Origin of the sequence: Actinokineospora spheciospongiae, from assembly GCF_000564855.1 — a bacterium.
Taxonomy (GTDB): domain Bacteria; phylum Actinomycetota; class Actinomycetes; order Mycobacteriales; family Pseudonocardiaceae; genus Actinokineospora; species Actinokineospora spheciospongiae.
In genome coordinates, this window is sequence record NZ_AYXG01000229.1 from 20,598 (window position 1) to 34,230 (window position 13,633).

Consider the following 13,633-nt stretch of genomic DNA (forward strand, 5'->3'; position numbering starts at 1 on the left):
GCGTAACTACGATGCGCGGTCATGACTGGAGCTCGTGATCTCAAGTACCGCCAGTGGTTCAAGGGCGCGGACGTCGACGGTGACGGGGTGATCACCCGCAAGGACGTCCGGTTGATGGGCGAGCGCTACGTCGCGGCCCGTGGTGCCGCGCCGGGGTCGACGACCGCCCTCAGGCTGACCGAGGGGCTGGACGCGTTCTGGGCCAACGTGATCGCGCCGATGGACCAGGACGGTGACGGGGAGGTCGACCTGCGGGAGATGACCGAGGGCTTCCGGCGAGCGCTGACCGATCCCGCCCTGTACCCGCAGCAGGTCGGGCCGGTGGCCGACTGCTATTTCGACCTGATCGACCTCGACGGCGACGACCGGGTCGACCAGGCGGAGTTCGGGGAGATCTTCGGCCTGGCGGGCAACGTGCCCGCGGAGGACTGCGCCGCGGTCTTCGGCGCGCTGGACCTGGACGGCTCGGGCGGGCTGGACCGCGCCGAGTTCCACCGGGCGCTGGCGGAGTTCTTCTACGGCGACGACCCGGAGGCCCCCGCCGCGCACCTGTTCGGCAGGATCGCGGGCTGACCGGCAGCGGCGTCGTGGTTCCCGGGGGGTCGGGTGGAACGCCGCGCCCCCCGGGGTGATCGCGGTCCGGCAGTGCGTGCGCCCACGGCCAGTCCGCCGCCCGCGTGGCGCCCGTCGACACGAGCACGCCGCGGCGCGGAGTTCGCGCCGCGGCGTGCTCGTGGATCACAGACTGGTCCGGAAAGGACCGGTGACCTCGTAGGTGATGCCACCGCTGGACGAGCCGGTGGTGCCGCGCTGGGAGGAGAAGTAGAGGCGGTTGCCCGCGGGGTTGAACGCGACACCGCACAGCTCGGACGACGACTGGTTCGCCACCCGCAGGAACGGCGCGATGACGTCGTTCGGCGTGATGACGCAGATCTCCATGTTGCCGCCGTCCTCGGCGACGTAGAGGTCGCCGACCGCGGTGCCGGTGATGTTGTCCGGGCCCGTCAGCGGCGGGCTGGTGGTCAGGTTGTCGTCGTAGGCGACGGCGATGGTCTTGGTGGCCTCGTTGTAGGCCCAGACCCGGTTGTCGCCCTTGGTGGTGAAGAAGCAGGTGTTGTTGCGGTAGTACGCGCCCTCGCCGCCGTTGAACACCGCCGAGCCGCTGACCTGGTAGCGGGTGCGGGTCGACGCCGCCGACGGGTCCGGGACGTTGACCCAGGTGACGTTGCCCGAGCTGACCTTGGCGATCTGCAGGGTGCCGCCGCGGGAGAGGTCGCCCCAGACGGTCGGGGTGAAGCGGTAGAAGCCGCCGTTGGGCTCGTCCTCGGTCAGGTAGATGACCTTGTGGTCGGGGTTCGCCGCGGCGGCCTCGTGCTTGAACCGGCCCAGCGCGGGCCTGCGGGAGGCGGTCGCCGAGCCCCACGGGTCGCACTCGTAGACGTGGCCGCGATCGGTCTCCTCGCACGAGAGCCAGGTGTTCCACGGCGTGGCGCCGCCCGAGCAGTTGCTGGTGGTGCCGCTGAGGATGCGGTAGGCCGAGGTGACGCCGCCGGTCGAGTTGAACCGGATGGCGCTGACGCCGCCCGAGCCGGTGCCCAGCTCGGCGTTGGAGACGTAGATCCAGCCCGTGCCGTCGGCGAAGCACGCGCCGCCGTCGGGTGCGCCGTGCCAGGTGAAGCCGGTGCTCGCCACGGCCTGGCCGGAGCGGGCGATGATCCGGCTGGTGAAGCCCTGCGGCAGTTGGATGCCGTGCGAGTTCGCCGCCTGCAGCGCCCCGTAGGGGCTGGGTCCGGTCTTGGCCGGGAAGGCCAGCGACTCGCGGGTCATGGTGAAGCCGAGGGCGACGGTGCCGGTGCCGATGACAGCCGCGCGGAGGAAGCTGCGACGCTCCATGGGTGCCCTTTCTGTGGTGGGAGGGGGACCGGGTCAGAGCGAGGTGCGGTACTGGTGGTGCCGCCGCCGGTGCGGTGGCGGGCCGTCGTGGAACGTTATGCGCGGGATCTGGACGGCGGGTCGGGCAGCCGGTGAACCGTTCATGGCCAGCGGGTGATCAACAAGGGGAAACCGGCGCGCCGCAACCGGTTCAGGACCCGGTTGGCGGAACCTGGGCGAGCCGTGAGGTCCCCGGCGGTCCGATCCGGCGCGGGCACGCGCGGCAGCTCTTCACGGTGTGCGCGCGTCTTGGGGTGGGGTTCAGGGTCGGGACGACAGCGGGGCTCAGGACCTGCTCGATGCCCAGGACCGCGGCACCGGCCAGGCCCGCGTACTCCCCCAGGGTACTGCCGGTGAGCACGAGGTTGCGGGTGGCGAGGGGCAGTGCGCGCTGGTAGACGACACTGCGCACGCCCGCGAGGAGTTCGTCGCTGGCCGCGGTGACCGATCCGCCGATCGTCACGCGGGCGGGGTTGGCGAAGTGCACCAGCGTGGCCACGACCTCCCCGACGAGACCGGCCGCTTCGCGGACCAGCGCCAGCGCCTCGGTGTCGCCGTGGGCGATGAGCGCGCGCAGGTCGGTGACGTCGACGCCGCGGCGCCGCGCGATGGCGTGGGCGGAGGCGACGGCCTCGATGCAGCCGACGTTGCCGCACACGCAGACGACGTCGGGGGCGCCGCGGACGCGGATGTGCCCGATGTCGCCCGCCGCGCCGTCGGCGCCGTGGTGCAGTGCGCCGTCCTGGGTGATCAGCCCGCCGCCGATGCCGGTGCCGACCTTGACGAACAGCAGCGGTGACTGGTCGGGTGGCAGTGCGCGGGCTTCGCCGAGGGCGCGCAGGTTGACGTCGTTCTCCAGCACGACCGGGCAGCCGTGGCGGCGGCGCAGCCGTTCGACGACCGGGTAGGCGTGCCAGCCGGGCATGATCGGCGGTCGGACCGGCTGCCCGAGCTGCCCGTCGACCGGGCCGGGCAGCCCGATCACGACCGCGCGCACGGCGCCGTCGGGCAACAGCGCGTCGAACGCGGTCTCGATGAGGTCGAGCACGGTCTCCGGGCCGTCCCGCACGTCGACGAGGACGTGCGTGTGGCCGAGCACCCGCTGGCTGAGGTCGACGACGGCGAGGTGCGCCCCGTGGGCGCCCACGTCGGCCAGCAGCACCACCCCGCTGTCGGGGGACAGCTCGAGCCGGTCGGCCGGGCGGCCGCGGCCCGGGGTGGGGCGGGTGCCGTTGAGCCGGAGCACGCCGCGGGCCAGCAGCTCGTCGACGGCGCCGCTGACCGTGGTGCGGGCCAGCCCGGCGGCCGGTCCGAGTTCGGCCTTGCTCACGGCCGTGCCGGAGGCGACGAGCCGGGCGACCGCGCTCAGGGTGGTGGCCGCGTCGGCGCGACCGGACAGCGGCGGTGCGGCGAGGCGCAGCGGCGGGATCGGGAGCGGCATCACGAACCAATATCGACGGATTACTACCGGAAAAAGACATTATTGCGACGTTGTACGGCGCTGGTCAATCCTCCTACCGTCCTGGCCATGACGTCACTGCTGACGGTGCGGGGAATCGTGAAGACCTTCCCCGGCGTGCGGGCCCTCGACGGCGTGGACCTCGACGTCGCGGCGGGCGAGGTGCACTGCCTGCTGGGCCAGAACGGTGCGGGCAAGTCGACGCTGATCAAAGTCCTGGCGGGCGCGCACCAGCCGGACGCCGGTGAGCTGACCTGGGCGGGGCGACCGGTGACCTTCCCGGGCCCGCACGCCGCCGACGCGGCGGGCATCGCCACCATCCACCAGGAACTCGACCTGGTGCCCGGTCTGTCGGTGGCCGAGAACGTCGTGCTCGGCCACGAGCCGTCACGGCTGGGCTTCACCCGCTTCCGCGACGCCGAGGCGCTGACCCGCGGCCTGCTGCTGCGGCTGGGGCACCCGGAGATCCCGCCGCGCCGCGAGGTGGGGCGGCTCTCCGCGGCGGGGCAGCAGGTCGTGAGCGTGGCGCGGGCGCTGGCCCGCGACGCCCGGCTGATCGTCATGGACGAGCCCACGGCGGTGCTCGACCCCAACGAGGTGCGCAACCTGTTCCGCGTGGTCGGCGAACTCACGGCCGACGGTGTCGCGGTGGTCTACATCTCCCACCGGCTCGAGGAGATCCGGGCCATCGGCGACCGGGTCACGGTGCTGAAGGACGGCGCCACGGTGGCCCGCGACCTGCCCGCCCGCACCACGCCCACCGCCGAGGTGATCCGGCTGATGACCGGCCGCCCGGTGGAGCACGCGATCCCGCCGCCGAGCGCGCCACCCGGTGAGGAGGTGGTGCTGGAGGTCGAGGACCTGGCAGGTCCCGGCTTCGGCGGTGTGTCGTTCACCGTGCGCGCGGGCGAGGTCGTCGGGCTCGCCGGGCTCGTGGGCTCGGGCCGCTCGGAGATCGTCGAGACGGTGTACGGCGCCCGCCGCGCCACGGCGGGGACCGTGCGGGTGCGGGGCCGCGCGCTGCGCACCGGGTCAGTGCCTGCCGCCGTCCGCGCGGGGATGGGGCTGTGCCCCGAGGAGCGCAAGAGCCAGGGGCTGCTGCTGCACGAGTCGGTGGCGCGCAACGTGTCGCTGGCCGCGCTGGGCCGGTTCGCCCGAGCCGGGTTCCTCGGCCCCGACGCGGAGTCCGACGCCGCGCGGGCGGTGCTGGCGCGGCTCGACGTGCGCCCGGCCGACCCGTCGCGCCCGGTGCGGACGCTGTCGGGCGGCAACCAGCAGAAGGTCGTGCTGGCGCGGTGGCTGCTGCGCGGTGGCCGGGTGCTGCTGCTCGACGAGCCCACCCGCGGCGTCGACGTCGGCGCCCGCGGCGAGATCTACGCGCTGGTCCGGCAGCTCGCGGAGCAGGGCGTGGCGGTGGTCGTGGTGTCCAGCGAGATCCCCGAGGTGCTGGGGCTGGCCGACACGGTGCTCGTCGTGCGGGAAGGCCGGGTGGTGCGCACCGCGCCCGCCGCGGAACTGGACGAGGGCCGGGTCCTGGACCTGGTGATGGGAGCGGCGCATGTCTGAGCAGACCACCGGACGGGCCCCGGCGGAGTCCGCCGCGGGGGCGGCGGGAGCGGGCGTCACCGGTCCGCGGGCAGGTGGGGCGGCGCGGGACGCGGGCCCGTCGCCGTGGGGCAGGCTGTTCCTCGGCGGGGTGGGCCACAACCTCGGGCTCGTCGCCGTGCTGGCGCTGCTCGCCGTGGTCGGGGTGGCGACGGCCGACACGTTCGCGACCACGGCGAACCTGCTGACGATCCTCACCTCGGCGTCGATCATCGGGGTGATCACCGTCGGGGCGACGTTCGTGATCATCGGCGGGGGGATCGACCTCTCGGTCGGCAAGCTGATGGCGCTGGCCTCGGTCTGGGCGACGACGGTGGCGACGCAGTCGTTCGGGCCGTGGGTGATGGTCTTCTGCGCGTTGGCCGTGGGCGCGGCCGGTGGGCTGGTCAACGGCCTGCTGATCGCCTACGGGCGGATCGTGCCGTTCATCGTCACCCTCGCCATGCTCATCTCGGCGCAGGGACTGGCCGAGCGGATCTCCGGGCGGCGCAGCCAGATCGTCACCGACCCGGCGATCGCCGCGATCGCCACCACGCGGGTGCTCGGCATCCCGCTGCTGGTGTACCTGTTCGCCGCCGTCGTCGCGGTCGGGTGGGTGGTGCTCAACCGCACCACGTTCGGTCGCCGGACCTTCGCGATCGGCGGCAACCCGGAGGCGGCCCGGCTGGCCGGGCTCGACGTGCGCAGGCACACCGCGGCGCTGTACGTGGTCTCCGGGCTCTGCTGCGGCGTCGCCGCGATCATGATCGCCTCGCTCACCACCACCGGGTCGAGCACCCACGGCACGCTCTACGAGCTCGACGCCATCGCCGCGGTGATCATCGGCGGCACGCTGCTGTCCGGCGGTCGCGGCACGCTGATCGGCTCGATCCTCGGCGTGCTGGTCTTCACGACCATCACCAACCTGTTCGTGCTCAACAACCTCGACACCGACGTCCAGAACATCGCCAAGGGCGCGATCATCGTCGCCGCGGTGCTCGTCCAGGCCCGCGCGCGGCGCGCAACCCCATGACCCCTCCCCTGCACAGGAGCGCAACCATGTCCGACCACTCCCGCCGCGGGTTCCTCTCCGGCGCCCTCGGGATCGGCGCCGTCGCCGCGCTGACCGCCTGCACCAGCAACGCCGCTCCCGCCCCGGGCGGCGGGGCGACCGCCGCCGCCGGGGGCGACAACGCCGAGCCGGGCAAGCCCGTCACCATCGGCTTCTCCTGCCCCGCGGCCGACCACGGGTGGATCGCCGCCATCGCCGCCAACGCGCGGAACCAGGCGGGGCTCTACCCCGACGTCACGTTCGAGGCGGTGAACCCGACCACCGACATCGCCCAGCAGATCGCGGCCGTCGACACGCTGATCACCAAGGAGGTCTCCGCGCTGGTGATCCTGCCGAACGACGGCAGCCAGCTCACCGCCCTGGGCCGCAAGGCGACGGACGCGGGCATCCCGGTGATCAACCTCGACCGCGTGTTCGACTCCCCGCTGGCCTACCGCACGTGGATCGGCGGCGACAACTACGGCATGGGCGTCGCCGCGGGCACCCACATCGGCGAGCAGCTCAAGGCCAAGGGCGTCGGCAACCCGGTGATCGGCGAGATCGCGGGCATCGACAACCTGCCGCTGACCCAGGCCAGGAGCAAGGGCTTCGCCGACGCGCTGTCCTCCTACGGCTACTCGGTCGGCCCGCGCCAGGCGGCGGACTTCACCGCGCAGGGCGGGCAGCGCGTCGCGGCCAACCTGTTGCAGGCCGCGCCGCGGCTCGACGCGCTGTGGAACCACGACGACGACCAGGGCATCGGCGTGCTCGCCGCGATCCAGCAGGCGGGGCGCGGCGAGTTCCTGATGGTCGGCGGCGCGGGCTCGGCCAACGCCATGCGCGCGATCAAGGCCGACAACACCGTCCTCAAGGCGACCGTGACCTACAGCCCGTCCATGGCGTCGTCGGCCGTCGCGCTGGCGCGGCTCGTCGCGCAGAACCGGGGCATGGGCGACCTCGTCGAGAAGGAGGTCCCGACGTCGCTGACGCTGGCCTCCGCCACGATCACGAAGGACAACGTGGACACCTACCTGCCGCTCGGGTTCGAGTCGTGACGGCGGGCACCACCGCGCGCCGCCTCGGGGTCGGGATGGTCGGGCACGCCTTCATGGGCGCGGCCCACTCGCAGGCGTGGCGCACCGCCGCCCACTTCTTCGACCTCGCGCTCACCCCGGAACTGGCCGTCCTCTGCGGCCGCGACGCCACCCGCACCCGCGCCGCGGCCGACCGGCTGGGCTGGCGCGACACCGAGACCGACTGGAAGGCGCTGCTGCGCCGCGACGACGTGGCGCTCGTCGACATCTGCACCCCCGGCGACACCCACGCCGAGATCGCCATCGCCGCCCTCGACGCTGGCAAGCACGTGCTGTGCGAGAAGCCGCTGGCCAACACCGTGGACGAGGCCAGGGCCATGGCCGCCGCCGCAGAGCGGGCCCGCGAGCGGGGCGTGCACAGCATGGTCGGCTTCAACTACCGGCGGGTGCCCGCCGTGGCGCTGGCCCGGCGGCTGGTCGCCGACGGGCGGCTGGGCGAGATCCGGCACGTGCGCGGCACGTACCTGCAGGACTGGGTCGTCGACCCGCAGTTCCCGCTGGTGTGGCGGCTGCGGGCGGACCGGGCGGGGTCGGGGGCGCTGGGCGACATCGGCGCCCACGCGGTCGACCTGGCGCAGTTCGTGGTCGGCGACCGGCTCACCGGCGTGACCGCGCTGATGGAGACGTTCGTGCGCGAGCGGCCCCTGCCGGTGGCGGCGGGCGCCTCGGGCAGCGCGGGCCGCGGGCAGGTCACCGTGGACGACGCGGCGCTGTTCCTGGGGCGGTTCTCCGGCGGCGGGCTGGCCAGCTTCGAGGCCACGCGGTTCGCGACGGGGCGCAAGAACGCGCTGCGGTTGGAGGTGAACGGCAGCCTCGGGTCGCTGGCGTTCGACTTCGAGTCGATGAACGAGCTGTCGTTCTTCGACGGCGCCGACGACCCGATCGCCGCGGGGTTCCGGCGCATCCTCGTCACCGAGCCCGAGCACCCCTACGCGGGGGCGTGGTGGCCGCCCGGGCACGGCCTGGGCTACGAGCACACGTTCACCCACGAGGTCGCCGACCTGGTGCGCGACCTCGCCGCCGGGGTCGACCCGACGCCGTCGTTCGCCGACGGGCTGCAGGTGCAACTCGTCCTCGACGCGGTGGCGCGGTCATCGGCCGGGGGCAGTGGCTGGGAGGAGATCGGATGAGGCCGGTCACGTTGTTCACCGGGCAGTGGGCGGACCTGCCGTTCGAGGAGGTGGCGCGCCTCGCCGGGCAGTGGGGCTACGACGGGCTGGAGATCGCCTGCTGGGGTGACCACTTCGACCCGTGGGCGGCGGTGGAGGACCCGTCCTACGTCGCCGGGCGGCGCGCGATCCTGGAGGAGCACGGGTTGCGGGTGTTCGCCATCTCCAACCACCTCACCGGCCAAGCGGTGTGCGACGACCCGATCGACGAGCGGCACCGGGCGATCCTGCCCGCGCGGGTGTGGGGCGACGGTGAGCCGGAGGGCGTGCGGCAGCGGGCGGCGGAGGCCATGGCGGTGACGGCCAGGGCAGCGGCGGCGCTGGGCGTGGACACGGTGGTGGGGTTCACCGGGTCGAGCATCTGGAAGACCGTGGCCATGTTCCCGCCCGTGCCGCAGTCGATGGTGGACGCGGGCTACCGGGACTTCGCCGACCGCTGGAACCCGATCCTCGACGTGTTCGACGAGGTGGGGGTGCGGTTCGCGCACGAGGTGCATCCGTCGGAGATCGCCTACGACTACTGGACCACCGTCGCCGCGCTCGAGGCGATCGGGCACCGGCCCGCGTTCGGCCTCAACTGGGACCCCAGCCACTTCGTGTGGCAGGACCTCGACCCCGTCGGCTTCCTGTGGGACTTCCGCGACCGGATCTACCACGTCGACTGCAAGGACGCCAAGCGCCAGGTCGGCAACGGCCGCAACGGCCGCATGGGGTCGCACCTGCCCTGGGCCGACCCGCGGCGCGGCTGGGACTTCGTCTCCACCGGTCGCGGCGACGTGCCGTGGGAGGCGTGCTTCCGCATGCTCAACACCATCGGCTACGACGGCCCGATCTCGGTGGAGTGGGAGGACGCGGGCATGGACCGCCTCGTGGGCGCGCCGGAGGCGCTGGGGTTCATCCGCCGCCTGGCCTTCGACCCGCCCGAGGCGGCCTTCGACGCGGCGTTCAGCTCGAACAGGTAGGTACCGCGGCGGTCGACCAGCGCAGCCCCACCCAGCCGGGTGGGGCTCCACCTCCCTTGATCGCCCCCCGTCCGCGAAGCGCGCCTGACCAGCAGGACTGCTGGTCAGGCGCGCTTCGGTTCTCAGCCGCTGCTCTCACGCGCCGGGCCCTCGGTGATCGGCGCAGCCGGTGGTGAACGCCCCGGGGCGGAAGCAAACACCAAAACCACCCGTGGGCACCCGCATACGGGCAACCCGCCCCGTGGTCGGGGTGATCACCGGCGGGGAGAGCCCGAGGCGTGCGAGTCGGCGACGTCGGGGCGGGTGCCCGGCCGGAGTCGTGCGCTGTGCAGGCACTTGCCCACCGGACACCACCCAGAACACCGCCGCGCGACGCCTCACCCGTATCGCGTTCGCGCCGAATTCCGGGGCACAACACCGTCGTCAAACTCGGATTCGGCGTTGCCCGAACGGTTGCGAACACCCCTATTAAATGGCCGACTCGGTCAAAGCCACCGCTGTCCCCCGCGGCTGCGGGTAAAAGAAACCCGTTCGCGCCGCCGCCGATCGCCATTAACGGCAGTGGCCCTGAAACGGTGGAACGGTGAAGACCCGACCGCGTCCGGGCAGGGTGACCCACCACGGCCACGCCGAACCCATGGGCAACCTCCTGCCGCACAGGCGTGCCACCGGTGCTGCCACCTGCGAAAACATCCCCGATGACCGGTTCGGGCTTTCGCGACAACGCGGGACAAATGACGGGGACATGTCACAGCATCGGTTGCGGCGATTCCCGGCAGACTGTGACGCAAATCGCTTTTCGGCACCCGCGTGAACGAAGGGACACCGTTCGACCGTGACACACGAACGGAGGATTGACCCTTCGAACAAAAAGGAAACACCATGCCAGGAGGTGAGGGGATTGGGTGTCACCCCGCCGAAAGGTTGACACTTCCACCACTACTGGGTATTTCTGATGAGGTGAATCACCGACGGGTTTGTCGACAGCAATTGAGACACCCGTCCCCCCGGACGACACGAGTGGTCCAGACCACAGTTGTCCACGGTGATCGACGCACACGACGAGGTGTGCCGCACGGCCTCTTCTGTTGATTTCGCGACTTTCCTTCATTCCACCGCAGTGGCCACCGTCGTACACGCCGTCCACACCGCAAGGGGAGCGTCATGTCCGAAGCCGATCCACAGTCGGAACACCCGCTCGCAGACAGCCGCACCACCGGATCGCAGCGATCCTGCCGGTCCGCTGCGCTCTACAACTCCCTGGTCGAGCGCTCCGGGGTCGGCATCGCCGCCCTGGACGCGCACTGCCGGGTCCAGAGCGCCAACCGGGCCCTGCTGACACTGCTCGACCGCGGCACCGCCGAGGTCCGAGACGTCGAGTTCACCGACCTGTTACAGCTCGACAGCGGGTCGCGGTTGCAGTTCAACTTCAACCAGCTCCGGATGGGCCGCACCGGGCGGTTCACCGAGTGCGTCAAGGTCAAGCGCCCGGACGGGACCGTCCAGGGCGACCTGACCGCGATCCGGCTGCGCGCCCCCGCGCGCGCCGTCGACCCGCTGATCGTGCTCCTGCAGGCCGATCCCGCCACCGCCGACGACGCCCAGGGGGGCGCCAGGCCCAGGCTGCTCAGCGAGGTCGACGCCAAGATCCTCGAGGGTGTCGCCGCGGGTGCCTCCACCATCCAGCTCGCCACCCAGCTCTTCCTGTCGAGCAAGGGCATCGAGTACCACGTCAGCACCATGCTGCGCCGCCTGAAGGTGCCCAACCGGCCCGCCCTGGTCTCACGGGCCTACACGATGGGAATCCTCAGCGGCGGCGCCTGGCCGCCCCGGGTCCAGCGCGAATACGTCTACTGAGGACCCGACCACGAGAACTGCCCACGCGGTGCGTCCCGCGTGGGCAGTTCTCGTGGTCGGGGGCCGTCAGTCCTGGATGCGCTCCGGCAGCACGGTGGGCGGCCACGTGCCGCTGCTGAGGATGCCCATGGAGTGCGCCTTCGACACCAGTTCCGTGCGGTTGATGGCCTTGAGCATCCGCAACAACGCCGTGATGCGGTACTCCACCCCGCCCCGGCTCATGTGCAGGACGGTGGCCAGCTTGGCCGTCGAGACGCCCGCGGCCACACCCTCGAGGATGCGGGCGTCCAGCGCCGTGAGGCGGACCTTGCCCTGCACGATGGACTGCTCCCTGCCGACCCGTGAGGTGCGACTGACCAGCACCAGAATGGTGTCGACCGAACCGTCCGGCCCGGTCGTGGAAACGGCGGTCATGTCGCCGAACATGAGCGCGCCGTCCTGTCGGACGATGATGACCTTCCCGCTGATCCGATCGCGTTCACCGCTGGTCAGCATTTTCAGGTCACCAGCCACCCGCCTGCGGACCGTGGGGTGCAGCAGGGCCAGGAATGAACGGCCGTAACCGTCCTGCGGGCGCACGTCGAATCGGGCGAGGAAATCCGTGTTGGCCTCGCGCAGGTGTAATCGGGAATCGAGATTCGCCATGTACATGCCGGAGTGCTCAAACAATGACCTGAAGACGTCGCCGCCCGCTAGCTCGGTCACGGTACCGCTGCTCCTGTCCGAGGCATCACAGCGTCGCCGACCAGCGTCGACGACAGAAGACAATGCGAATCAACGAAAGAGCTGAACCCGTACACCCCCGTGTGGACGTAACTCACGCTAACGCACGCGGTGGGCCACTGTCAAATAAAGAAGACGTGTGGTTGGAGGTTCACATCACGCCGATCCGCGACGAACCCTCCGCCATGGCGAAAAACAGACAAACGGTCCGGCCGGAATAATCCGCAATCATTGTTCCGACTGGAAAAACCCTAGATTCCGGGGCGCTGACCGCACCGGGCGACCCGGCCCGGCCAGCGCCCCGGCGGCGGATCACCAATTGCCTGCCAGCAGCAGGTCGCCGTACTGGACCTCCCGCGACACCTGGCGCAGGTCGGCCTCGACCATCATCCGCATGAGCTCCTCGAAGGTGACCGTGGGCGCCCAGTCCAGCGCGGCCCTGGCCATGCCGGAGTCGGCGCACAGCGTCTCCACCTCGGCCGGGCGGACCAGTGCCGGGTCGATGTAGACGTAGTCCTGCCAGTTCAGGTCGACCGCGTCGAAGGCGATCCGCACCGCGTCGCGCACCGAGTGCATCACGCCGGTGCCGATCACGTAGTCGGCGGGCTCGTCCTGCTGGAGCATCAGGTGCATGGCCTTGACATAGTCGCCCGCGAAGCCCCAGTCCCGCACCGCGTCCAGGTTGCCCAGCGCGAGCTTGTCCTGCAGGCCGAGCTTGATCTGCGCGACCGCCAGCGAGATCTTCCTGGTGACGAACTCCGCGCCGCGGCGCGGGGACTCGTGGTTGAACAGGATGCCGGAGACGCCGTACAGGTCGAACGACTCGCGGTAGTTGCGCGTGATGAAGTGGCCGTACGCCTTGGCCACCCCGTACGGGCTGCGCGGGTGGAACCGCGTGGTCTCGCTCTGCGGGGTCTCGGCGACCTTGCCGAACATCTCCGAGGACGAAGCCTGGTAGAACCGCATCCGACCGGACCCGTCGGCGCGGGACTGGCTCAGCCCGCTCACGATCCGGATGGCCTCCAGCATGCGCAGCACACCCGCGCCGTTGATCTCGGTCACCAGCTCGGCCTGCTGCCAGGACATCGGCACGAACGAGATGGCGCCGAGGTTGTACACCTCGTCTGGCTGGACCAGGTCCAGCGCCGAGACGAGGCTGGTCTGGTCCATGAGATCACCGTCCACGAAGGAAAGATCGGACGCCAGGCGGCTGATCCGCGACTTGCGCGGATTGGCCTGGCCCCGGATCAGGCCCCACACCTGGTAGCCCTGCGCCAGCAGGTGCTCCGCGAGGTACGAGCCGTCCTGACCGGTGATCCCGGTGATCAGAGCGCGCTTGGACATGATTCTCCCCTTCCACCGCAACCGGAAGAAGACGACCACTACGGTCGGATCGGCTTGGTCCAGGGTCAGTCTTCGAAACCGACACTCGCAGTCGACCGCCTGTGGTGTCAACGAAAACGAGCCATCCTAGTGGATCACCCGGAGTTGGCGGGAAGCATTGTCGACACTGGGGATTCTCCGGTGCGGGATGGGGTGTACTCGCCCCGTACGACTACCCGGCGGCGAGAAGCGTTGCCGCGAAAGGAAACCGGGATCGGGCGGTGATCAGGACCCGCTCCGCCGCAACCCGGGGAACCGCGATCGGCTTGGGCTTGCCCGACTTGGCAGGCCACCACGCCCTGCCACCGCCGCCACATCTCTGGACGTGGCGGCGGTGGCGGGGCGGGTCCTGCACAGCGCCGGTCGTTTGGTGGGTGTGCCCGGGTGGGTGGATGTGTTTGGCCGGGGCCCCTATGGCG

11 protein-coding genes are annotated in these 13,633 nt (G+C 71.3%); 7 read left to right on the plus strand and 4 right to left on the minus strand.

Features of this window, described 5'->3' with window-relative positions:
* The first annotated feature begins 21 nt into the window (after window positions 1-21).
* A complete protein-coding gene (locus tag UO65_RS29305; RefSeq protein ID WP_035288977.1) occupies window positions 22-573 on the plus strand; it encodes an EF-hand domain-containing protein in 552 nt (183 codons plus the stop codon).
* A 165-nt stretch (window positions 574-738) separates the two neighbouring features.
* On the opposite strand, the gene UO65_RS29310 is transcribed toward UO65_RS29305, so the two are convergent.
* Both UO65_RS29310 and UO65_RS29315 read right to left on the minus strand, forming a co-directional pair.
* Window positions 739-1,893, minus strand: coding sequence for an alkaline phosphatase PhoX (locus tag UO65_RS29310; RefSeq protein ID WP_035288979.1), 1,155 nt, complete (start codon window positions 1,891-1,893; stop codon window positions 739-741).
* A gap of 190 nt (window positions 1,894-2,083) precedes the next feature.
* A complete protein-coding gene (locus UO65_RS29315) occupies window positions 2,084-3,373 on the minus strand; it encodes an ROK family protein (RefSeq protein WP_063936039.1) in 1,290 nt (429 codons plus the stop codon).
* Between the two features lie 87 nt (window positions 3,374-3,460).
* On the opposite strand from UO65_RS29315, the gene UO65_RS29320 reads away from it, so the two are divergent.
* From UO65_RS29320 to UO65_RS29345, 6 genes are all read left to right on the plus strand, one after another.
* Window positions 3,461-4,957, plus strand: a complete 1,497-nt coding sequence (locus UO65_RS29320; protein WP_035288981.1) for a sugar ABC transporter ATP-binding protein — start codon at window positions 3,461-3,463, stop codon at window positions 4,955-4,957.
* Window positions 4,950-6,008, plus strand: a complete 1,059-nt coding sequence (locus UO65_RS29325; RefSeq protein WP_084176366.1) for an ABC transporter permease — start codon at window positions 4,950-4,952, stop codon at window positions 6,006-6,008. The genes UO65_RS29320 and UO65_RS29325 overlap by 8 nt, the downstream gene beginning before the upstream one ends.
* 26 nt (window positions 6,009-6,034) lie before the next feature.
* Window positions 6,035-7,081, plus strand: coding sequence for a substrate-binding domain-containing protein (locus tag UO65_RS29330; RefSeq protein WP_035288985.1), 1,047 nt, complete (start codon window positions 6,035-6,037; stop codon window positions 7,079-7,081).
* Window positions 7,082-7,116: 35 nt separating this feature from the next.
* The gene (locus tag UO65_RS29335; protein ID WP_052021944.1) at window positions 7,117-8,250 is read left to right on the plus strand and encodes a Gfo/Idh/MocA family protein; all 1,134 of its coding nucleotides are present in this window, start codon (window positions 7,117-7,119) and stop codon (window positions 8,248-8,250) included.
* Window positions 8,247-9,251 (plus strand): sugar phosphate isomerase/epimerase family protein, encoded by a 1,005-nt coding sequence (locus UO65_RS29340; RefSeq protein ID WP_035288991.1) that lies wholly within the window; start codon window positions 8,247-8,249, stop codon window positions 9,249-9,251. Before UO65_RS29335 ends, UO65_RS29340 begins: the two co-directional genes overlap by 4 nt.
* Before the next feature lie 1,164 nt (window positions 9,252-10,415).
* Complete coding sequence (locus UO65_RS29345; protein ID WP_052021937.1) at window positions 10,416-11,108, plus strand: helix-turn-helix transcriptional regulator; 693 nt, start codon at window positions 10,416-10,418, stop codon at window positions 11,106-11,108.
* Between the two features lie 66 nt (window positions 11,109-11,174).
* On the opposite strand, the gene UO65_RS29350 is transcribed toward UO65_RS29345, so the two are convergent.
* Together UO65_RS29350 and UO65_RS29355 are read right to left on the minus strand one after the other, a co-directional pair.
* The gene (locus tag UO65_RS29350) at window positions 11,175-11,813 is read right to left on the minus strand and encodes a helix-turn-helix transcriptional regulator (protein WP_052021940.1); all 639 of its coding nucleotides are present in this window, start codon (window positions 11,811-11,813) and stop codon (window positions 11,175-11,177) included.
* Between the two features lie 330 nt (window positions 11,814-12,143).
* A complete protein-coding gene (locus UO65_RS29355) occupies window positions 12,144-13,175 on the minus strand; it encodes a GDP-mannose 4,6-dehydratase (protein ID WP_035288993.1) in 1,032 nt (343 codons plus the stop codon).
* Between the last annotated feature and the right edge of the window lie 458 nt (window positions 13,176-13,633).